17 protein-coding genes and 1 pseudogene are annotated in these 22,216 nt (G+C 61.9%); 13 read left to right on the top strand and 5 right to left on the bottom strand.

Translation table 11 applies throughout. From position 1 onward, the window contains the following. The first annotated feature begins 309 nt into the window (after positions 1-309). From HH308_RS04525 to HH308_RS04545, 5 genes are all read left to right on the top strand, one after another. A complete protein-coding gene (locus tag HH308_RS04525) occupies positions 310-972 on the top strand; it encodes a lytic murein transglycosylase (RefSeq protein ID WP_170192995.1) in 663 nt (220 codons plus the stop codon). A gap of 17 nt (positions 973-989) precedes the next feature. After that, on the top strand, positions 990-2,654 hold the full coding sequence (locus HH308_RS04530; protein ID WP_170192996.1) for a glycoside hydrolase family 183 protein: 1,665 nt from the start codon (positions 990-992) through the stop codon (positions 2,652-2,654). 82 nt (positions 2,655-2,736) lie between these two features. Continuing rightward, positions 2,737-3,075: a WXG100 family type VII secretion target gene (locus HH308_RS04535; RefSeq protein ID WP_170192997.1), complete on the top strand. Its 339-nt coding sequence runs from the start codon at positions 2,737-2,739 to the stop codon at positions 3,073-3,075. A 45-nt stretch (positions 3,076-3,120) separates the two neighbouring features. Further along, entirely contained in the window at positions 3,121-3,414 is a 294-nt protein-coding gene (locus tag HH308_RS04540) for a WXG100 family type VII secretion target (protein WP_170192998.1), read from the top strand. Positions 3,415-3,493: 79 nt separating this feature from the next. Beyond that, a complete protein-coding gene (locus HH308_RS04545) occupies positions 3,494-8,473 on the top strand; it encodes an RHS repeat-associated core domain-containing protein (protein ID WP_170192999.1) in 4,980 nt (1,659 codons plus the stop codon). A 708-nt stretch (positions 8,474-9,181) separates the two neighbouring features. On the opposite strand, the gene HH308_RS04550 is transcribed toward HH308_RS04545, so the two are convergent. Beyond that, the gene (locus HH308_RS04550; RefSeq protein ID WP_170193000.1) at positions 9,182-9,586 is read right to left on the bottom strand and encodes a DUF4259 domain-containing protein; all 405 of its coding nucleotides are present in this window, start codon (positions 9,584-9,586) and stop codon (positions 9,182-9,184) included. Between the two features lie 69 nt (positions 9,587-9,655). Between HH308_RS04550 and HH308_RS30640 the strand changes: the two genes are divergently transcribed. The 3 genes from HH308_RS30640 (at position 9,656) to HH308_RS04565 (ending at position 11,579) form a co-directional block, all read left to right on the top strand. After that, the gene (locus HH308_RS30640; RefSeq protein ID WP_376767172.1) at positions 9,656-10,132 is read left to right on the top strand and encodes an RHS repeat-associated core domain-containing protein; all 477 of its coding nucleotides are present in this window, start codon (positions 9,656-9,658) and stop codon (positions 10,130-10,132) included. A gap of 608 nt (positions 10,133-10,740) precedes the next feature. Further along, positions 10,741-11,190: a hypothetical protein gene (locus HH308_RS04560; RefSeq protein ID WP_170193002.1), complete on the top strand. Its 450-nt coding sequence runs from the start codon at positions 10,741-10,743 to the stop codon at positions 11,188-11,190. Next, positions 11,190-11,579, top strand: a complete 390-nt coding sequence (locus HH308_RS04565; RefSeq protein WP_170193003.1) for a hypothetical protein — start codon at positions 11,190-11,192, stop codon at positions 11,577-11,579. The genes HH308_RS04560 and HH308_RS04565 overlap by 1 nt, the downstream gene beginning before the upstream one ends. On the opposite strand, the pseudogene HH308_RS30645 reads toward HH308_RS04565, so the two are convergent. Beyond that, positions 11,509-11,766 (bottom strand): annotated as a pseudogene (locus HH308_RS30645) (hypothetical protein); the annotation flags it as partial. The gene HH308_RS04565 and the pseudogene HH308_RS30645 sit on opposite strands and share 71 nt — an antisense overlap. A gap of 474 nt (positions 11,767-12,240) precedes the next feature. Here HH308_RS30645 and eccCa point away from each other — a divergent pair. The 4 genes from eccCa (at position 12,241) to HH308_RS04585 (ending at position 17,867) form a co-directional block, all read left to right on the top strand. Beyond that, positions 12,241-16,344, top strand: coding sequence for a type VII secretion protein EccCa (gene eccCa / locus HH308_RS04570; RefSeq protein ID WP_211188185.1), 4,104 nt, complete (start codon positions 12,241-12,243; stop codon positions 16,342-16,344). Positions 16,345-16,387: 43 nt separating this feature from the next. Beyond that, the gene (locus HH308_RS04575) at positions 16,388-17,137 is read left to right on the top strand and encodes a hypothetical protein (protein ID WP_170193004.1); all 750 of its coding nucleotides are present in this window, start codon (positions 16,388-16,390) and stop codon (positions 17,135-17,137) included. An 89-nt stretch (positions 17,138-17,226) separates the two neighbouring features. Beyond that, positions 17,227-17,553 carry a hypothetical protein gene (locus tag HH308_RS04580; RefSeq protein ID WP_170193005.1) on the top strand — a complete coding sequence of 109 codons (327 nt, stop codon included), beginning with the start codon at positions 17,227-17,229 and terminating at the stop codon, positions 17,551-17,553. Positions 17,554-17,573: 20 nt separating this feature from the next. Beyond that, positions 17,574-17,867: a WXG100 family type VII secretion target gene (locus tag HH308_RS04585; protein ID WP_170193006.1), complete on the top strand. Its 294-nt coding sequence runs from the start codon at positions 17,574-17,576 to the stop codon at positions 17,865-17,867. A 61-nt stretch (positions 17,868-17,928) separates the two neighbouring features. Here HH308_RS04585 and HH308_RS29675 read toward each other — a convergent pair whose 3' ends face one another. Next, positions 17,929-19,422 carry a MinD/ParA family ATP-binding protein gene (locus HH308_RS29675; protein WP_446684911.1) on the bottom strand — a complete coding sequence of 498 codons (1,494 nt, stop codon included), beginning with the start codon at positions 19,420-19,422 and terminating at the stop codon, positions 17,929-17,931. Positions 19,423-19,776: 354 nt separating this feature from the next. Here HH308_RS29675 and HH308_RS04595 point away from each other — a divergent pair, with 354 nt between their 5' ends. After that, positions 19,777-19,989: a hypothetical protein gene (locus HH308_RS04595; protein WP_170193007.1), complete on the top strand. Its 213-nt coding sequence runs from the start codon at positions 19,777-19,779 to the stop codon at positions 19,987-19,989. Between the two features lie 5 nt (positions 19,990-19,994). Here the strand turns inward: HH308_RS04595 and eccD are convergent, their stop codons facing one another. Then, entirely contained in the window at positions 19,995-21,317 is a 1,323-nt protein-coding gene (eccD, locus tag HH308_RS04600) for a type VII secretion integral membrane protein EccD (protein WP_170193008.1), read from the bottom strand. A 47-nt stretch (positions 21,318-21,364) separates the two neighbouring features. Then, entirely contained in the window at positions 21,365-22,192 is an 828-nt protein-coding gene (locus HH308_RS04605) for a hypothetical protein (protein WP_170193009.1), read from the bottom strand. Positions 22,193-22,216: the final 24 nt, after the last annotated feature.

Below are 22,216 nucleotides of genomic sequence, written 5' to 3' on the forward strand. Positions count from 1 at the left end.
TTAGTCCGCGTCGATCATTCAGGGCGGATTGCTTGGGCTAGGCCCGAGTTCGAGGCCGGACCCTGTGTCCAATATGCAGATAATGTCGGATATGGGCTCTTTGTGGAGCGAAACTTCTCGTGGCCGCGAATGACGCTCGTGAGAGTGACCAACATCACCCTCAAAACGAGTATATCGACCTGACCAGGGCGACTACCGCAAGTGTCGTCTATCAACGCAAGGTGGTCGTATGCGCCAGCCCCGCACGTAGTTCGTTCGACTCACGAGTGGGGTAGGCTGCTGCGCGATGGGTCGGAGGGAATAGCAGCAATGCGAAAATTGGCGGGCTTTGTGGGCGTCCTGGTGATGGTCGCTGTTTTGGCGGGGTGTACGTCGCGGTTGAACAAGGATGACGGTCAGGCCAAGCAGGACGCGCCGTCGGTGCAGTTGCGGGCGTGGTCGCAGTTGCATAGTGAGCCCTACGGGATTCCGGTGCGGGTATTGCAGGCGTACGCCTATGCGGCCGCGGCGATGGACAAGGCGGTGCCGGGCTGCGGCATCGGCTGGTCGACGCTCGCCGCGATCGGCGAAGTATCGAGTGATCACGGCAGCGCCAGTGGGGCATCGGTCGACGCTAACGGGAATGTGTCGCCGAAGCTGCGCGGCCTGTCGCAGGCGAACCCGGCTCACGCGACGCCCGTCGCCGACACCGACGCGGGCCGCTATGACGGCAACTCGCTGATCGATGTCACGATGGGCCCGATGCAGATGATGCCCAGCAAGTGGGAGCAGTTTGCCACCGACGCCAACAATGACGGCGTCGCCGACCCCGACAACTTCGATGACGCGGCATTGACGGTGGCCCGGTTCCTGTGCGCGGCGGGCGGCGATCTGCGCAAGTCAGATGGGTGGGCAGCGGCTGTGGCGCAATACAATTCGACGCCGGGGTTGGTGGAGAAGGTGCACGCGTATGCGGGTCGGTACGGACGATGATGGGGAGAACAACGTCCATGGCAGGACAACGTAAGGCGCACCCGCGGGTGTTGGTGGGGTGTGTGCTGAGTGTGTCGGCGATCGTGGCGCTGGCGGGGTGTTCGTCGAACTCGGGTGGTGCACAGTCGACGCAGGTTCCCAATCTCAATGCTCAACCGCAGTTGAGTGTGCCGAATGTGGCGAACGCGGCGATGATCGTGCCGCCGGCACCGGCGGTCCCGGAACTGCCCAAGCCCACCGATGACCAGAACAAGAATCAGATCACCATCGTTCCCGGTGATAAGACAACCGCGCCGACCGGTCCGGGCAATGATCTCTATCCGGCGGCGAAGCCGGAGAACGTCGGTGACAAGCGGGGTACCGGGCAGCCGATCACCAAGGGTGGCGTGACCAACGGGTTCGTCACCAAATTGACCGGCGCCGATTCAGCCGATCACACCGACACCAAATGGAATGTCGCCGGTGCGGGCAGCGCGGTCATGTGGGACAACGGTAGCGGGCAAATCATCACGATGTTCGGCGACACGTTCGGCACGCCCCGCCCGCAGGGCGAGGGCAGTGATCAGCCGCCGCTGGTCAGTGGCGCCGGAGTCAATCTGCCGGTGATGTCGAAAGACATCCCGTTCCCGGCGTTGCCGTATGTCAATCTGAAGCAGGGTGGCACTCTGGGGTCGGGTTTCGCCGGGGACACCGGCACCACCTCGCCCACCGGATTCGACTGGCGCGTCAATACGCTGGCGTACAGTTCGACCCGCAATCTCAACCAGATGAGTTACAGCTCATTTCTGACCAACCGTGCCAACCATGCGCGGGAAGTGATCCCGGCACGCAGGGTGTACGGGTCGGAGATCACCACGTTGCCGACGTCGGGTATTTCCATCGGCGGCCGCCAGTACGTGTCGTATGCGTCGATCCGCCGGTACGGTCCCGCGCCGGGGTCGTGGACGTCGAACTATGCGGGTATCGCGGCGTCGGATGACAACGGCGCCACCTGGCGTAAGTCGGGGAGCGCCTTTTGGACCAATGCGGGCCCGGCCCGCAACTTCCAGATGCCCGCGCTGGCCAGGCGCGGCGGCATGGTCTACATGTTCGGCACCGAACAGGGCCGCATCGGCGGCGTGTACGTGGCGCGCGTCCCCGCGGGCCAGATCCTCAACCGGGCCGCCTACCAGTACTGGATGGGTGATCACTGGCAGACGGGGCTCACCGCCGAACCCCGATCCGTCGTCTCCGGCGGCATCGGTGAGGTGTCGGTCCAATACAGTCCCTCGCTGCGGCGGTGGCTGATGCTCTCGACCGACGTGTTCAACAACGGCATCGTGCTGCGGCAGGCCGCGAATCCGCAAGGACCGTGGACAGCGCCGCAAGTGGTCGCCTCGGCGTCGAACTACCCGTCGATCTACGGCGCGAGCATCCACCCCTGGTCGAAAGGCAACGACCTGTACTTCACGATGTCGCAGTGGTCGAGCTACAACGTGTACCTGATGCACGCGACCATCACTCGACGCGGCATACCCGCGCCCGCGCCCACCGTCCCCGAGATCCCGCTGCCCGGCGGTGCGCGTATTCCCTTCGGTCCCGCGCCCGACCTGGGCACACCCAAGCTCCCGACGCTGACGCTGCCGGACTCCATGCAAGGACCAGGCGGCGGCGGTGGCGCACCACGAGGACCGGGAGGCTGAGCCGAACGATTGCAGGAGTTCGTTGCCGCGGCTAACGTTATCGATTGTCCAAGGTTTTGTTTAGGCTAATGGGAGGGTTATCATGGCTGGTTTCTTTTCGGTCGAGCACGCCGCAGTCAAGGGGCATGCGACGAACCTGCAGGATGCCGTAGGAAAATTCACGTCGAATTCATCTGAGTTCGAGTCGGCGATGGATGACCTGCTGGGAAAGATTGAGGGCGGTGCGAAGGACGCGCTGTCAGGGTTGAAGGACCAGTGGAAGTCTGCGGCGGATCAGGTCAATAAGGCCCTGGGACAGTTGGGGAGTCGCACCGAGCAGGTGTCGTCGGACTACACACAGGGTGAATCGTCGCAGAACGACACGGTTCGTGCATCGGGGTCGCACATGAATTTTCACGATGCGGAGAGCACCCACATCTAAACTCGCTTGTTCTGTTGATTCATTCAAACGTGATTGGAGTTCGTGATGGCAGATTATTCGTATGACCACACCGCTGCGCAGCATGCGGAGCAGCGAGTAGAGACCGCGGCGACAAATCTTCAGTCAGCTGTCGACGATTTGGAAGCGCACGTCAAGAAGTTGGCGGCGGCGTGGTCGGGTGACGAGCATGATGCGTATTCCGGTGTGCACTCGAAGGTGTCTCGTGGTTTTGAATCGATTACCCAGGTGCTGACCCAGATCCGGCAGACCCTCGGCGATAATTCTCAGCAGGTGTTGTCGATGCAGAAGGGCATCAACAACACAATTCTTCATGGCTAGTTCATAGAGTTTGTGCGGGCCGCCCGCGCTCGGTGATCGATCGATTCGTTGCTGACCTTTTTCGGGAGGATGAGGGTTCGTGCCTGCTCCGTTGTTGCCGCAGTTGGAGACATTTACCGCGCAGATCGATCCGCGGCCGATGTGGTTGAGTGGAACGCCGTCGTCGGTGATGGACGGTGCAAAGAAGTATCTGAAATTCGCCGATCAGGCCGACGACGCCGCCCGGTTACTGCGGTCGTTGAACACGGCAGACTTCCAGGGCAGCGAGGCAGAGAAGTTTCGATCGAAGCTCGATAGTCATCTGCCGGATTGGCTGACGAAGGCCGCGACGGCTCACCGCAACGTGGGTCTGGGAATCAAGGCGTTTGGTGCGGTCTTCACCACCCAGCACACGTTGATGACATCAATCCGCACGCAAGCGCCGGGCTCACATCAGGCGGTGCAGACTGCAGCTCACAACGTGAATCGCCTGGAGGGGGAGTTGACTGCGGCTGAGGGGGCTGAGGCGACGGCGTCGGGCAATCTGGCGCAGGCGAAGGTTGCGGTGACAGCGGCGGCTGCCACCCCGGGCTTGCCCGCTGCAGTCGCGAATGAGAGTCAGGCGGATGCGGCGTTCACCGCTGCGGAAGCGCATACCAATGCTGTGCGCGCAGAGTTGGCGGCGGCCTGGACCCACTACCACGCGATGATGGCGGTGTGGAATGGTTTGTTGACGCAGGCCAACGGCGTCCACGAGGCGATGGAGACCGCGTCGGTGACGGCGAAGGGGATCGTCGACAAGGAACACGACACCCCGTTCGAGAAGAATCCGTCTGGGTGGGACGCCTTTTGGAAGGGTGTTGGTGATTGGATTGACAGTCACGCCGACATTTTGGGGAAGATATCGGAGTTGCTGACGTTCGTCGGAAGCATCTTGATGATGTTTCCTGGGCTGGGGACAATAATCGGTGGGGCGCTGGTGGGTATTGGGCTGGCGATCAGCGCCGCACTCGTGTTGACGGGAAATCGGTCGTGGGGTCAGTTCGCGATGGATGCGGTGGGGGCGATACCCGGGGTGGGAAAGCTGGGAGAGCTAGGAAAGCTCGGAAAACTGGCAAGCGAAAGTAAGTTCGCCAAAGGTGTAAAGAATGTTTTCGATTGTGGCGAACCAGTGGATGCCGCATCGGGACACTTGATTGATACGGAAGTAGATCTTCGAATCGATGCTGCGTTTCCGTTCATCTTGGAACGCTCGCATATATCGTCGTTCGGAGCGGGCCGATGGTTCGGTCCTTCGTGGTGCTCGACGATCGATTCGCGCGTCGAGATAGATGCCGAAGGGATTTCGGTTCTCACCGGGGAGGCTGCAGTGCTTCGATATCCCCATCCTCTTGGGGACGCCGAAGTGTTGCCCGAAATTGGCACGATGCCCCTGTCCTTTGTCGACGGCGCGTACCGCGTGCGTGATGTGCGTACGGGTGTGACTTATGAGTATGCGATGTTCGGTGAAACATCGTCGCTGGAGTCTGCTTCGGTCGTCGGTGAGGCGACCATCGTCGGCATACTCGACATGTCGTTGGTCGTGGGTCTGTCTGCGATCGTGCATCACACGGGGCATCGAATCGATGTCGAGTATGACGCTCACACCGGGTATCTGTCTCGTATGCTTCATTCGGGCGGCGCGATTGTCGAGGTGGCTACTGATGACATGACAGGCCTGGTCACCCAGCTGAGCGTCTATTCCGAGGATTCCAATCCGATAGTTGCGCGCCGGTTCGAGTATTCACCCGCGAATAATCTTGTCGCCGTGACCAATTGGTCGGGCCGCGCCATGCGCTATGAGTACGACGCTCAGCATCGATTGACCGGCTGGATTGACCGTAATGGACACGCTTACCGCCATCGTTATGACGTGAACGGGCGCGTCGTTGTTCAGGCGGGATCGGGTGGGGTTTACGCGAACGCGTTCGTGTACTTGCAAGACATCTACCCGGGTGCCCCTGCGGGTGGGCGCATGCTCGCGTTGATCGAGTCCGTGACGGAACTTGATTCGAGTATCGACGGTCCCGCGGTCGAGGCACGGCTGGATCGGCTGGCGTCGTTGCCGTTGGCGTCGGCGCTCGGCGAGCGGGGACTCGGCGCGGCTGGTATCGCCTTCGTGGGCGATGCGGGCGGCGTCGAAGTTCGCCCCGATGAGGCATCGGTTTCGTTATTCGACGAGGTATTGGGCAAGCTCCGGGTCCACGTGTATCGGTCGACGTCTGAGGGGGACGTGTGGCAGCACATTGATCCGGCTGGTGGGAGTACGACATATCGTCATCGGGCTCATGACGTGGTGTCGGTGATTGATCCCGTTGGTGGCGAGACGGTGATCGAGCGCGATGAGTTCGGCGCCGTGACTGCGACGGTGGGGCCTGACGGCGTGAGGTCGGCGACGCAGTTCGGAACGCTCGGCGTCCCGGTTCGACAGGTTGATCCGTTGGGGCGGGTCACTGAGATCGAGCTCGATGCGGCGGGGAATGTCGTCGGGGTGGTTGATCCCGCGGGACGTCGGACCGGCTACGAGTTTGACTACCGGGCAACGGGGTCGGTGTTGTCCGAGGTTGTGGACTCGTCGGGACTGGTGACCGAGGTGACCTGCGATGATGCGGGGCGTCCGATTCTGGTCGTGGAGCCGGGTGCTCGTGCGTGGACATACGTGTATGACGTGTTTGGCAATGTTGTCGAGTCGACGGACCCCGACGGTAATACGACGTCACAGGTGTGGAATGCGGATCATCTGTTGGTGTCTCTGAGGAATTCTGATGGGACTACGCAGTTCGGTGAGTACGACGGGGAAGGGAACCTGGTTGCTGCGGTAGATGAGGCTGGTCATCGTGTGACGGCCGAGTTCGGGCCGATGGATCTGCCGATTGTGTCGCTGGCTGCTGACGGTGGACGCCTGCGGATGTCGTATTCGACGCAGGGTGAGCCAATCGCGGTGACCAACCCCGACGGTGACGTCTGGGAGTTTGATCGGGACCGGGCCGGCCGTGTTCGGGCAGAGACTGATTTCAACGGTGCGATGACGTCGTACACGTATGACCTCGCTGGACGTGGGGTGATGCGGATCGACGCGTTGGGGCGACGGTCTGAGACGGTGTATGACGCTGCGGGGCGGGTTGTCCGAGTTGTCGCTGACGACGATGTGAAGGAGTTCGTGTTCAATGCTGCGGGCGAGATCATGTCTGCGGTTAATGGTGATGCCCGGGTTGAGTATGTCCGTGACGACGCCGGGCGTGTGATCCGTGAGTCGGTGAATGCGGTGTCGGTGTCGTGGGAGGAGGCTCCTGACCGAACCAGTGTCACTCGTAGGGTCGATGGATCGGGACTTGGGCCGGCGGGCGGTGTGTGGACGACGGTGTTTGGTTTCGACCCTGATGGTCTGATCGGGTCGGTGGTGACGACGGGGCCCGATGGTGGGGTTGGTGGGGCGTCGGGTGTTGATGGGTTGCGGTTCTCCTATGATCGGGTCGGTCGGGAGTCGGGTCGTGCAATTGGTGCGTCGTCGCGGGTGGAATTTGGGTACGACGCTCGGTCGCGTTTGACGTCGTTGCAGATCGGGTCTGCCGGTGGCGGTGGCGGTGGCGCGGTGGGTGGTCGACGAGTGGTCGGTGGGCGGCGGTGGTCGTATCGGGCCGATTCGTATGTGGAGTCGTTGACTGAACTCGTGTCGGGGCGGACTAGCCGTTTCGGGTTGGATGCGGTGGGTCGGGTCTGTTCGGTGTCGGCTGATGGTGTCGGCGGCGAGCGGTATGGATATTCTGCGGCGGGTGTGTTGGCCGCGAGTGGTGGTGCTGATGCCAGTGCGGACGGGGTGGCCTCGTCCCCGGTAGCTGGGGCAGCTCGGGTCGGTGGGTCGGAGCGGGTGGGCTCGTCGGGAACATTGGTGACGCGGGCCGGACGGTCACGTTATTCGTACGATGCCGCCGGTCAGCTTGTCACGATTGCGACGTCGCGGTTGTCGCGTAAGCCTGCGTTGACGCGGTTTGAGTATTCGTCGACTGGTCAGATTCGGGCGGTCGTTGCGTCGGATGGGACGCGGTGGAGGTATGGGTACGACGCGTTCGGACGTCGGGTATCGAAGTGTCACACCTCTGCTGACGGTGGTGTGTTGGATTCGGTGGTGTTTGGTTGGGATGGTGATGACCTGGCGGTTCAGGTGAACACTGCTCATACGTCGCGAGGCGGGATGGGTGCGGGTGGTGCGTCGGCGTGGGTGTGGACGTATCACCCCGTTTCGGGTGAGCCGTTGGAGCAGCATGGTCGGCATTTCAGTCCTGGGGAACGTCGTCGTGGTGCGGTGTCGGGTGAGATGCCGCAGGGGCGGGTTGATGCTGAGTTCTTTGCGATTGTGGCGGATCTGAATGGTGCGCCGACGGAGTTGATTGATCCTGTCACGGGGGAGGTGGCGGGTAGGGCGTCGGCGTCGGTGTGGGGGCAGGCGCGGTGGGTGGGTGCGTCGACGGTGTTGCGGTTCGCGGGTCAGCAGTATGATGCTGAGACGGGGTTGCATTACAATCGGTACCGGTATTACAACCCTGTGACCAGTGCGTATACGTCGACTGATCCGTTGGGTGTGGCGCCGAACCCGGCGTCGGCGACGGCGTATGTGCACAATCCGTACACGTGGATCGACCCACTCGGGCTGAAAATGTGTGGAGGTGTGTACGGCCTGTTCGACAAATCCACCGGGGAACTAAAATACATCGGTAAGGCAACAAATTTCGCGAGCAGAAGGATAGCGCATAAGGCGAATCCATTCCGTTCCGGATTGGACTTCCGTCAGTTAGAAACCATCTCGGGAAGGACCTCATCTGCCCGGGATCTTCGGTCTGGTGTCGAGCAAGTCTACATGAACCACTTCCCGCAAACGCAAAGCAACGGACAAATGGGCAACCTAATTCGTGGACTCTCTCAAAGTGGACCAAACGCTGGAAATAACCTCTATAAATATCAGATCGGAAGTCAGTATATATCGCAAATCAGAGGCGGAAGCTTTGGTATACTGGAGAACGTACTGAGGGTGGGGATGGCGTAATCTGAGGAGTTTGAGATGCTAGAACCGTTGACCGTGAAGAACCTCGTCCCTTCATTGTGGGTCAAGGTGCCACTCGAGAATAGTGGTCGAGCGGTAGGATTTGTGTCTAGGGTTGGGAGGCAGACAAAGGGTGTGGCTACTGCCATTGGCTACTTTTTCGTACCCTCTCTCGCTGCCACGGTTGAAGAGTGTAGGCAAAGCCACAATGCCGGCAACGCCGATTTAATCAAGGTGTTCTACGGTAGAAATCGTGACTTCAAGCGGTGGGCTGTGATTGGGCACGATGGGGCAGACTGGGCGGAAAGGTGGATTGAGCCTCTCTTTTATGAGCCCTCTTCTTCGCAGCTAGTTCAGTTAGGCGACCCGGAGCTGTCCTCGTGGCTACCAGTGGGTGATGTTGGTACCCGTAGTATTGACGGGCTTCCTATTGCCGGCGAGACTGACGCTGAGGGCATCGAAATACGATTGGCCCGAATTGAGCGTGATCGGCGGTTGTAAGCCTCGCGGAACTTCGAGTAGCTGCATTGTCATCGTTGCCGGGACGGAATTTGGGCAGATCAGGTTGAGATTCACCCGTCGATAGCGGGGCCACTTTTGGGCTCTGGTAATCTGGGACCGTATGCCTGGTGGTATGAGCCCGTTCGTCGATAGCATAGGCCGTTGCCAAAATGGCCGATTCCTCAATGGTGGATGGGCGATCGTTAGCGGCTACTTTGCTATGAGTGCCTGCAGCACAGCGTGTAGGGCTTCGAGTGCTTCATCGCGCCCATCGACCTCAGCCCATAGTTCCGACCATTCGCTTCCTGCTGCCGTAGCGACGATGAGTGATCGCCTAGCGTTGTCTCTGAGGTCCGGTGTCACTAGGACCCCCGACTCGTTCAACGACTGTGGCCCATAGGCCTCGTCGACGCTCGGGCCTCCGGGAATGAGGGCAGCGACAGTCGCGGCAGCCGCGATTATTGTCAAACATCGATCGATTTCAAGATTGTCGCCATCCGTCTGAAGAGTTGACCTCAGCAGGATCAACCGTTCGTCGGGTGAAGCCTCATCGAACTCGTCGACCCAGTCGCCCGCGTCGTCGTTGTCGAAAGGGCCGGTGTCCCATACTCCCATGGTCGTATTCGCGTTCCAATTCGTCGTGTGGGCTTAATGGGCAATCTTGTGTCCTGCTGTACCGACGCTATGCGAGGGCACGATCGGAGTCATACGACATGCTTGACCTTCCGGCTGCAATGCTATCAGGTCTCTTGCGGACCCGATCAGAACTGCGGTAAAGATGAGATATCGGTGTCGGTGTGGGGGCAGACGCGGTGGGTGGGTGCGTCGACGGTGTTGCGGTTCGCGGGTCAGCAGTACGATGCTGAGACGGGGTTGCATTACAATCGGTACCGGTATTGCAAGCCTGTGACCAGTGCGTATACCTCGACTGATCCGTTGGGTGCGGGGCCGAATCCGGCGTCGGCGACGGCGTATGTGCACAATCCGTACACGTGGATCGACCCACTCGGGCTGAAAAGTGTGTGGGCTCGCCAGCGTCTTGAAGGGAGACAAGGGAGTCGGGCGCGCTGCACGGGACCTTGCGTCAAGGAATTGGGAGGTTGTAGGCAAAGAGGTGACTCTCAAAGGAGCAGGAAAACGAATGAGGTAACAAGGCCATAGTCGAAGTCGAGAATGGTCCTTTCGCGAGATTTACGAGAAACCAAAAGGTATTGATACCGCACGTCGAGAATGGCGGTGCTATTACTTTCCACGGAAATAATGCTGCCAGAATGTCGAGCAAGATTCTTGACCAGAGTGGCCAGGTCGTTGATCTCGCTAAATCTCACACCGATTTCTCGTCGATCATCATGAAATACTAAAGTCTCTTGGAGTTCGCTATGAGTGATTCTGCAATCCAGAAGTTACAGGAGTCCGTTGAAGAAGTTGTACGGGGGTGGTTGGCGAAGAGGCTATGTTATCCAAATTGTGATGGCAAGCGATTAGTAGTCAAGCTGTCAGACGATATCTGCTTAGAGGTATGCGCGTACGTGTTTGCACTATACATCGATGACGGTTGCCGAGGGACCGGTCAGCCAACTGCGGAAATAGATACGAGCCTGTCATTACATTCTGAACGCGTGGCCGCGCTTCGCGGTGTAGCGGGACTCGACTCCGATGACCGTGCCTGGGCCTCCGGTCTAGCGACCGTCGCAGCTTCCCCAAGTAGTTGGAAATTTACCTTGCGGGAGAGCGGAGAAGTGGCTGCGTCTGACCGTACGGAGCGTTACGTGTCTACTGTTGAAGGAGCTGTCAATAGACTCCGTCATGAGATATCTGATCTTGACGACATATCCGCTCTATACCTTGCCAACTCGGACCAGGCTTGGCGGTTTAATGGTCTCCATTGCCTGGCTGTGACAGGTCTTGCTGGCGAGGTCGATGCAGGATACAGACTCTTCGAGAAGCTCTGCCTATCTGGGCCGCTCTCAGATGAGGGCCGTGCCGATCTCGCTGATGATGGAGCTAAGCTTCTCCAAGCGCTTGATCGTCGAGAGTTGGGTCGGCAGCTGATCGAATCGGTTGCCGAGCAGGCTCGTCGCAAACGAGAGGGTGAGGCTCAGCGGGAGGTTGAGCGTCGTGAGCGTATTGCTGCAAATGCAGAGCGGGATAGGACACGCGTGATCAAGCCATTGACGGTAAAGAAGGAATTTCGTCGACCGGGTAGGAGTGGTGAGTGATGTCGTATGATATCGCGGCGTTTGATGTGCGGGTGGCGCCACGTGAGCCTGATGAGTTTGTCGGGTGGTACGAGGATGTAATGGATGATGAGACCGAGCCGGGGGGTGTCGATCCGAGCTCGGCTTTGGGGCGTTGGTGTGCGTTGATGCAGAATGAGTTTCCGGACGGTGGTGGTGACGATGATGGTGGGCCTGCGGCTGATTATTCGTCGAGTTATCCGGCTTTGGTGTATGTGGCTGGTGGATGGGGTGACGCAGAAGAGATTCGAGCGGCGAGCTTGCGGTATGCGCGTTCGGAGGCAGTCGGAGTGTTCGCGCTCAGTGACGACGTACCGGCGTTGTGGTGGCCCGATGGCTCGGGTGGGTTAGAGTTGATCCACGAGTTTTGAGGTGTCCGGCGGTTCGTGGACAGTCGATTGTCCGAGAAATGTCACGCTGTACCGCGACCGAACCATTCACCTCTACTTGACTAGGCGTCGAATAGTCCAGCGCCGAATGGCGGCGCCTGCTATTGTATCGTAGTTCGACATACCGCGTGATGGCCTTTGCCGCACGCTCTCGTGTCGGGTATTGCTTTCGGTTGACACACTAGTTATTCAGAGTGCCGTTGAACGACTCGGCCCACGCATTGTCCTAACAGACGCTGGTGCGTCCAACAAACCGCTTGACGTTGTGTTTCGTGGCGCAGTGAGCAAAGTCTGACGACATATACTGACTTCCGCGGTCGCTGCGAAATATTGTGACGTCAGGAACGATAGGAACGTTCTCGGCGGCCATGTCGAGGGCGGCGATAACCAGACGATTGGCGCGGACCTGTGTCTACCGCGACGAATCTGAAGTGTAATTCCTGCGCATTCGCTATTCATCGGGATGGTGTTCGTTGTCACCAGACTCCCGATGTAGGGGAGTATCGTCCGAGCTCGGACTGAGAATTTGTAGCGCTATGGAATCTGATTGGGGCGGTTTCGGCACCCGGTCGCGGCGACAACTTGACCGCAATGGATGATAGGCGCAGCAGCAAGATAAACTGCGTCGGCGAAGTATCAAGAGATGGATCGGCGGGTACTGTGGAAGCCGCTTGCTGAGCGCAACCGAGGGGTGATTCTGTTGGGTACCAGACTGGTCCACCGACCAGCGCGTCTCCATAGCGACCCGCTACCCAAGGATCCGCTGGTCATTGCGCGTGTGCCGTCGATCGAGTCGACCGGCGGGGGCCAGTCGGCACTCCGCGCGATCCTGCCGTTGTTCGCCGGGTTGGGCATGATGGCGATGATGATGTCGTCGGGCAACCCGATCAGGATGATCGCTGGTGGCGCGATGGTGACGGGAGCGATCATCGGCGGCATCGCGATGCTGGTCTACGCCAAGACGGGCGCGCGCAAGAAGGCCGAGCAGCAGCGCGGCGTCTACGTCCAATATTTGGCCGGCACCCGGTCCGACATCGAGAACGAGATCCGCGATCAGCGCGAGCTGGCGACGCGGCGGCATCCAGCGCCGGCGAACCTCCTCGAAGTGATTCGCGACCCGTCAAGGTTGTGGGAGAGACGACCGACCGACCCCGATTTTCTGACTGTTCGCATCGGGAGCGGCGTCGGACCGCTGGCACGCACGGTACGGACCGCAACCGACGATGACCCCCTTAAACGGCCCGAGCCGGTTGCTCAAGCGCACCTGGACCGCGTCCTCGCGCTGACCGAGCGCATCGACAATCTGCCGATCGCGGTCCCACTCGCGGGAGTCGTCTCGGTCGTCGGGCCACCCGAACTCACATACGAGGCCGTCCGCGCGATGGCTGCGCACGTCGCAGCGTTCCACGCCCCCGATGATGTCCGCATACACCTTGCACTGCCGGTCCGCGGTCTATCCGAGGCGTACCGCTGGGCGCTGTGGCTTCCACACATCCTCGACCCCGAGAGGTTCGACGGCCCACTCGGGCGCCGACAGACGTCCACCGACGCAGACGACCTCACCGCTTTGACCGAGGAGATCGCCCGTCGCCGCGACGACCTGGCCGAGAAGGGTAAGCGCTACGGCGATCACATCGTCGAGGGCCACCACCTGATCATCGTGATGGACTCCACCGACCCTCACGGCCGAGAAGTATTGTCCAGGGTCCTCGTCGGCCCGGAATTGCGACAGCTCAAGATCGTTCTGGTCGTTCTGAACACCGACCGTCAGCTGGAGCCCGGCATCGTCGACTCCCGCGTGACGATCGCCGACGATCGTTCAGTCACAGTCGAAGTCGTTACCGAGGGCCCCAAACGGATCGGCGACGACGACATGTCTCAACGCGAGCGCCGACTGACCCGGGGGGCCACCCGTGGTTCGCTCGACGTCGTCAGCGTCGCGCTCGCGGAGAACATCGGACGCAGGCTGGCGCCGATCCGGCTTGTCGAGGACACCGTCCCGGACGCCCCGCTCGAAACGACGATCACGTTGGATCGGCTCCTCGGTATCGACGATTTCGGCTCCTACGACATCGACGCAATGTGGGCGCCACGGCCCCTCGACGACTTCCTCAATGTCCCGTTCGGCGTCGACGCCACCGGCTCACCGGTGCGGTTGAACCTCAAGGAATCAGCACAGGACGGAATGGGCCCGCACGGGCTCTGTGTAGGTGCCACCGGATCGGGAAAGTCAGAGGTGCTGCGCACTCTCGTTCTGGCACAAGCCGTTTGGCATTCGCCTGAGCGTCTGGCTCTCGTACTTGTCGACTACAAGGGTGGTGCGGCGTTCGCCGGACTCGACCAATTGCCGCACACCACCGCGATGGTGGACAACCTTTCCGACGACGCGGGACTCGTCGACCGCCTGCATGATGCGATTCTCGGCGAAATGCAGCGGAGGCAACAGGTATTGCAGGCCGCCGGGTCGTTGCCGAACGTCACTGAATACAACCGACGCCGTGACGCCGGGCAAGACCTGGAGCCACTTCCCGACCTGTTGGTGATCATCGACGAGTTCGGTGAGATACTCACGGCCAAACCGGATTTCATCGATCTCTTCGTCCAGATCGGCCGCATCGGCCGCTCCATCGGCGTACACCTCCTCTTAGCCACTCAACGTCTTGAAGAGAGCAAACTGCGAGGTCTTGAATCGCACCTGTCGTACCGCATCGCGCTACGCACCTTCTCTGCCCAAGAGTCCCGTACCGTGATCGGATCGCCCGACGCCCACCAACTTCCACCCATTCCGGGTTCCGGCATTCTCAAAGTCGATCCCGATATCTTCTCGCGATTCAAAGCCGCCTACGTGTCGGGCAAATACGTTCCACCCGCCGAGGCCGAAGACACCACCCTGCCGCCCATACCGATGCCGTTCGGACTGAACAACTCAACGTCGGCCTGGCTCGCAGACAAGCAACTCGAATACACGCGATCCATTCGCGGCACCGACGTCGACGCCGACGATGATCCATTCAGCATGACCACCCTCGACATGCTCGCCGTCCGACTGGGCCGGCATGCCGACAGAGTTCGCCAGATCTGGCTTCCTCCGCTACCGTCGTCGCTGACTTTCGACGCCGTCGTCGGTCCGATCGAGATCGCCCGTGACCGCGGCTTGACCGCCGCTGACCGAACCGATTGGGGTCAGTTGCGGTTCCCGATCGGGCTCAAAGACCGCCCGCTTCGGCAATGGCAGGGGCCGTTCATCCTCGACCTCGCGGGATCTGGCGGCCACATGGTCTTCATCGGATCACCTCAGTCCGGCAAGACGACGGCGCTGCGCGCATTGGTCCTGGGCGCGGCCCTTACGCACACCCCAGACGAAGCAGCGTTCTATCTGATCGACATGGCCGGAAGCGGGCTGCGACCGATGGCCCGTCTGCCGCATGTCGGCGACGTCGCAACGCGCTTCGACACCGACCGTATTCGGCGCACAGTCGCCGAGATGATGACCCAACTCGCCGAACGGGAACGGATCTTCGCCGACCACCAGCTGGAGACCGTCGAACAGATGCGTCAGCTGCACCGCGTCGGGAAACTACCCGAATTACGTTGCGCCGACGTATTTTTGGTCATCGACGGTTGGTGGACGTTCCGTGAGGAATACGAAGAACTCGCGCGGGAGGTGCAGGAATTCGCCGCCCGTGGCCTCGGCTTCGGACTACACCTCATCGTCACCACCGGCCGCTGGGCCGATTTTCGGGTGCAGATGCAGGGCATGCTGGGCACCCGCGTCGAGATGCGATTGAATGACCCGCTCGATTCGACGATCGGTCGCCGCCTCATCGAGACCATACGTCCCGACAATCCGGGGCGATGCGTCGACCAAGAACAGCTGATGTGCCAGGTCTCGACGCCCAGTTACGGGGCTGAGGCGTTGACGACGTCGGAGGCCACGATTACCGCCATCGCCGACGCCTGGCGCGGTGCCAACGCGCCGGCGGTACGGATGTTGCCCGACGAGATCTCGCTCGACGCGATAAAGCGTGAGCATCCTTCTGTCGGTCACGTCGTCATCGGAGTCAACGAATCCGACCTGATGCCCGCGCGCCTCGATTTGCTCGGGACCGATCAGCATTTGCTGGTCCTCGGTGATTCCGGCAGTGGCAAGACCAACATCGCGCGCACCATCGTCGACGACCTGTGCCCGCGATTCTCCGAGGGACAACTGGTGTTCGCCGTGTTCGACCTCAAACGGCAGTTGATGGACATCGTGCCGACGGAGTTCATCGGTGGCTACGCCGGGACGGTGAATGTCGCTGCGCAACTGGTGCTTTCGATCGTGAAGGAACTCGAGCGACGTGTGCCGCCTGATGACATCACCACCCAGCAACTGCGCGAGAGGTCTTGGTGGTCCGGCCCCGAAGTCGTGATCATCGCCGACGACTACGATTTGATGGAGGGAACGAACAGCCCGCTGCGCCCCCTCGTTCCTTTTCTGCCGCAGGCGCGTGATCTCGGGTTCCACGTGGTGGTGTTGCGGCGCGGAGGTGGCGCATCGCGTGCCATGTACGAGCCGGTGATCCAGGCGCTCAAGGAAAGCGGTTCAGCCGGTCTGCTGCTTTCGGGAGATCGGCAGGAGGGACAGATGTGGCCGAAAGCATGGATGTCGCAGTTGCCTCCCGGCCGAGGCGATCTCATTCAACGTGGCAAGTCTCCGCGACGAATTCAATTGGCGTTGGTGCCGGCCGACGCACACGGCGATTAGTTGTGACCGATCCAGACTCGATACGACAACCGAAGGGCAAGCAGTGACCGTTGACGGCGAGACAGACGACCGTACGGAGGATTCCGCACACGATGACCGGATATCTCCTCGTGAACTCGCCATCGAGTGGCACCCGGATGCTTTGCGGCCCAACTTCGAGTGGTCAGTCGCGTTACCCACCGATTGGGCGGTACTGCAGACGCACCCTTCGCTCTGGCAGCGTCAGAACGAGCGCATCGTCGACGACTATTACGGTGGTAAACGGGTCGCCGCAAGAGTGCGTCGTGCATTACTGCGGTCGCTGGAAGACGCCGTTGCGGTCACCCAGAAGAATCGCGTTCTGCTGACCTTGATTCGACCCGGCGTCGACGCGGAGGGGAGGATCGAAAATGTGGCCCTCAACGTTATGTTCACATCGAGTTCACCGCGGCTTGCGTCGATGGCTCCGATCCGGAAAGCCCTCGAAACAAAACCGGGTACGACCGAAGAACTGACCACGCCGTCGGGCAACGCGTACGTCGTCTTTGTACGGACCGACGAGCAACAAGACGGTGACACCACCAGGGAGTCAGTGTCGGTGCAGGCGTTCTATCCGCTGCCGTCGACCACCTGGACGCTCGTCGTCGGTACGACCGCTCCGCGGCCCGACCTGACCGAGGCCCTGCGGGACATGGTCATTCGCTTGATCGCCAGTGTGTCCTGGGGATCAGACGCGGTCCCGACTGAACCGGCTCCGGCCGCTGACCTGCCCGACGCCGTCTCGCTGGTCTCCTACCGAGTGAACAATGGCTGACGAGAGTCGGGGCCCGGGTGGCCGACACGATGTGATGATGTTAGCCTCGGCAACGAGTGATGCCGTCGACGGGGAAGGGGTGTTCTCGCGTGGGTGACTACATTCGCGTGCCCAAGCAGCACATGATCAGGCTGGGCCAGGATCTGCAGAACGTGAAGACACAGCTCGACGCTGAGAACGCCGCAGGCACCACGGTCACGGGTTACGACCACCGCCACGGCGCCAAGGTGGAGAGTTCCGAAGACGCCTTCCAGGGGGCGTGGAAAACCAGCATCAAGATGCTGTCGGAAGCTATCGGCGATCTCGGTAAAGTCGCTGAAGCGATCGGCAATGGCGCCGAGGCCATCGACAGCCAGTTGGCAGACGCTGCGAACAAAGCCGCGGGCAATTTGTCGCAATTCAATTTTCACATCTGAGATTGGGGACGGATCTCATCATGGCTGGAGATATCTTCGCTTGGCGTGACTCGGCAGCGACGTCGGCGAAAGACCGCGTGCTGAACATTTCCCATGCCCTGCAAGCCGACATCACAGACCTGGACGGCAAGATCAAAGGCCGCGGCGGGTGGGTGGGTACCGAACATGACACATTCGTCGACGTCTTCGACAGTTGGGACAAAGCGGCCACATCGGTGAGTCAGATTCTGGATGCCGTATCCAAGCTGATCGGTGCGGGTGGCGACGCGGTAGTCGGCTACAAAGACAAGGTCAATCAGGCGTTGGGGGATTGATTCCGACTCGATTCGTTCCTCCCCGACGCTCTGCAGAATGGCACATAACAGTCGTTACGCATCACCCTTTCCATTGCGGCGGAGCGCCATTCGGCGGCATTCCTACCGTGACCGGAAAACCGTCGGCAATAGTCGCGCCCAATTCGATGAACGCATCGCGGGTGGCTCGGTCGATGAGATCGAGGTCCACCTGGGATCCCTCAGCGAGGTGGTTGTCGTACGGGATCACCTGAACTGCACGAGTGCGCCCGAGGAAGTGTTGGGCCATCATGTCGATGTCGACCGCCGCTGAGCCCGGCTTCGACGACGATATGACGACCACCGACTGACTCACCAAGCGTTCGTGCCCGTGATGGTTGAGCCAGTCCAGTGTCGCCGACGCGCTCTGCGCGCCGTCGATCGCCGGCGACGTCACCAAGACGATTCCGTGCGCGAGCTCCAACACACCCTTCATCGCCGAATGCATCAAGCCGGTGCCGCAATCGGTCAGCACGATGTTGTAGTGATTGCGCAGGATGTCGACGACTCGACGATAGTCAGCCTCACTGAACGCCTCCGACACCGCCGGATCCCGTTCGGACGCAAGCACTTCCAAGCGGCTACGCGCCTGGCTGGTGTGCGCACGGACATCCGAGTACCGCACGACGTTGGGGTCGTTGAGCAGGCCACGGACATTCGACTGCGTCTGCTGCGGAACGCGGCTCGCCAGCGTTCCGAGATCGGGGTTGGCGTCGACCGCGATCACCCGATCCCCGCGCAGCGACGCGAAGATCGATCCGAGGCCGATCGTCGTAGTCGTCTTGCCGACGCCACCCTTCAGGGAGAGGACGGCAAGACGATAGTCGCCTCGGATCGGTTGCCGGACCCGCTCGATCAACGCGTCGATGTGCTGTTGGTGCGCACTATCGCCGAGATTGACGACGCCGCCGGTCGCACTGTGCACCGCCCGCCGCCATCCCGACTGCGGTGCCTTGCGCGAGCGCTGGATCAGCCGAATCTGATCCAAACCCGGTGGGGGAGTGAGGTTTCCGTTGCCTGCGGACGGGACTATCGGCTGTCCGGGGCCGGTCGGCGGCGGCTGCATGCGTTGGCGGAAGTCTCCCGACTGCGGTTGCCCGCCCGAGCCCTGCGGAGGATACGGTCGGTGTGATGGCTGCATCTGGGGTTGCGATTGCGGCGGAAATTGCGGTTGCGGTTGCGCGTAGTGCCGGGGCTGGTCATTCTGCGGACCAGGACTGAACTGCTGGGGCGTTCCGAACTGCTGCGGCGGGATCTGTGGGTGTGGTCCCGACTGCGGGAACGGCTGCATCGGAGGAGTCTGCTGCGTGGGCGGCTGATAGTGACGCGGCATCGAGGATTCGTCGGGCGCTGGGGGCAGCGGAGGAGTCGCGGGAAGCGCGGGTGCGGCCGGCTCGTCGTTGCGAGTGGTCAGTGGGATCTGCGTGGTCGTCGACGAGTCGAATGGTTCGTCGCGGACCGCGTCGACCTCAGAGTCAGCCTGGCCCCCGACCTCGTCGTCGACCTCGGCCGGGATCCACCCACGACGCGGCGGCATCGGAGCGGGGGCCGACGGGGAGACCGCGGCGGACGGAGATTCCGTTCCCGCGTCGACGCGCTTCTCGGCGTCGACGCCGGGTTCAGCCGGCGAACCGCCAACGACTGGCGCGGATTCAGCTGCGGACGGGGCGTCGAACTCGTCGGCGTCGTCGTCGGTCAGCCAGGACGGCACTCCTGCGTGGTCGTCGCTACTCAAGATTCCTCCCGGGGTTGTGCTCTGTGCTGCTGTTGTGCGGTTGTGTTGCGGCGGTCTCGATGACGGGACCGCGCTCCGCGCTGGTCTCTACTCGACTATCCGGTGGGCGCCGATCTCCCTACTCCACCATCTCCGCCGTTTAGTAGGATCGCCGACATGACCACTGGGGGTGACCCGCGCACAGTCTTGCAGGCGCACCGGCTTCGCACGCAACTGGCATCGTCGGCGCTTGTCCACGGAAGTCAGCAGGCGCGTGGCCGTGACCTCGCGATCCGGCTCATCGTGATCTCCCTGATCCTCGCGGGCGTGATTCTGGTCGGCATCATCGCCACTGGCTACATCATCGACTATTTCGCTTCTCGACGCTGATCCCCTCAGTTCGGCCAGAAGAAGCCGTAGATCCCCTGCCCGACGAACACGACAGGGAAGTACGCCAGCGCCAGCGGAAGGTCGATGCCGTCGAGGAATCGACGTAGCCGCGCGGCCGGAACATCGTCGAGCCCGGGCAGCTGCCCCGCCAGCACCACCGCACCGACGACCAGAGTCGCCACCACGCCGGCACCGATCACCGACGTTCCCGTCATCGAAAACCATTGCGGCACAGCGCAACCCAGTATCAAGGCGGAAACTCCCGCGGCACCCAGCATCGGCGCTACGTGTCGCACATGCGTGAAGGAACGACTGCGCAACGCGAAAATGAGCACCAACACGATCGCGACCAGCGCCTGCTCCCACACGCCGGTGACGGCGATCGTCGCGACCACTGGCACCACCAACACAGACTCCGCCCATACCAGCCCGTCCACGACGTCGCGCCCGCGGCGCAGCCCGGCGTCGACCGCTGCGCGATCGGCCAGTTCCATCTGCTCGCTGCGTCGAATCTGCGCCAACAGCCCTGACGACGTCAGCGCGATCCGCGGGGTCACGATGCAGCCGACGACCAGTCCGATCGACGCCCACACCGTGAACGCGGTCGGATTGGCACCGGCCGCAAACGCCGCACCCGCTATCAGGAAGAGCGCCGAGACGATCCCCGCCGCGACCATCACGGGTCGCGACCGCGCGGTCGCATACCCCGCGAACGCGACGACGGCCCCGGCAGCCGCCAATGACCAGCACAGCGGCGCCGCCACCGCAGAGGTGTGCGTGATCCGCCACACCGCCGCGCCGACGATCGGCGCGCCCGCCCAAATCAGGTAGCCCAGCGCACCCCGACGGCCGGCTATGCCCACCGCCATACATACCGCCGCAAGCACCGCGAGCGCACCGGCCACCACGGCGTCGTCGCCGGGCCGCAGATACACGAAGCCAGACCCGATGAGCATCACTGCGGCGAGCGTCGCGCTGAGCCAGCGTCGTCGAGTGTCTGGAGTCCACCGCTCGTACCCGCCGTCGACGCTGCGCTGCATTTCGGCGATCACGTCGTCGATGAACGGCGGCGGCGCGGCGTCGGGCGCTTTGGTGAGGAACAGCGTGGCACCGTCGGAAACCGAGTGGTCGGCGAGGGAGTCGTCGAGTTCGATCGGTCCGTGAGCCGACGACGACAGCGCCCACGCCGTCGTCGGTGACGCCGCCGAGGGCCCGAACATAGAGACCACGTCGTCGATGTACTCGACCACCGGCCGGTGTGCCGGGAGGCTTATGTCCAGCTGGTTGTCATCGGCAAGGATCGTTAGTCGCACAAAGTTTGCGGCCATGGTTGTCCATCATCGCAGACCTTCGCCGAACAGGTGCAGGCAGGCGATCAGCCGCGCGGTGAATCGTCCGGCTGCCCGTCAACTGTCGCCGACGCGCAGACCCGACGCAGCAACACCGCGTAGGCCAGCAGATCGTCGGGATCGTCGGGCAGTTCGACGCTGCCCGTTCGATAGCCCGTGCTCTGCAGTTGCGGCACCGGGACGATGTCGCCGTGCGCGCACTGAGTGCGCACGGCGTCGGTGCCGCCGAGCGCGGCGATCGTCACCGCGTTGCGGCGAGCGGATCGAGCCAGAATCGACTTCCCCTCGTGCAGCCAGCCGTGCCCGAGGTCGTCGGGGTCGCCGACCAGCAGGATGTGGGTCGCGAGGGCCGTTGCGACTGCGATCGTCGACTTCGGGACGCCACGCGGTACGTCGACGATCATCGAGGGGAACCGTCGTTTCAACTTCCACGCCGCAGACCGCAGCGAGTCGGGCGGAATTGCGCCCGGGCCGTCGAGCCAGCAAGTCGCGAGCGGGACGTCGGCGGCCATATCGAGATAATCGATCACCCGCGCTCGCTTGAGTGAGGCGTCGTGCGACGCCGCCAAGCCGATCAGATCGCCGGCGCCCGACGACGACAGCAGCTTGCGCAGCGGCTGAGACATTCCGTCGGCGTCGACCGCGACCACCGGATGCGGGAGCGTCGCTTGCATCAACAGCGCCAGCGTGGCGGTGACCGAGCTCGTGGTGGTGCGGGAATCGAGCGGCAGTACGACGACGGTCAGCGGAAGCTGCGCAGTCGGGTCGAATTCACGTTGCAGCCGGGCCAGTCGCCCCGTCGAACGCACCCCGCGCCATCGCCCCTGCCTGGACTGCCTCTGCCCCGTTCGCACCGTGCCAGTGTACGGACCGCCACC

It is taken from the genome of Gordonia asplenii (genome assembly GCF_012933505.1).
GTDB classification, from domain to species: domain Bacteria; phylum Actinomycetota; class Actinomycetes; order Mycobacteriales; family Mycobacteriaceae; genus Gordonia; species Gordonia asplenii.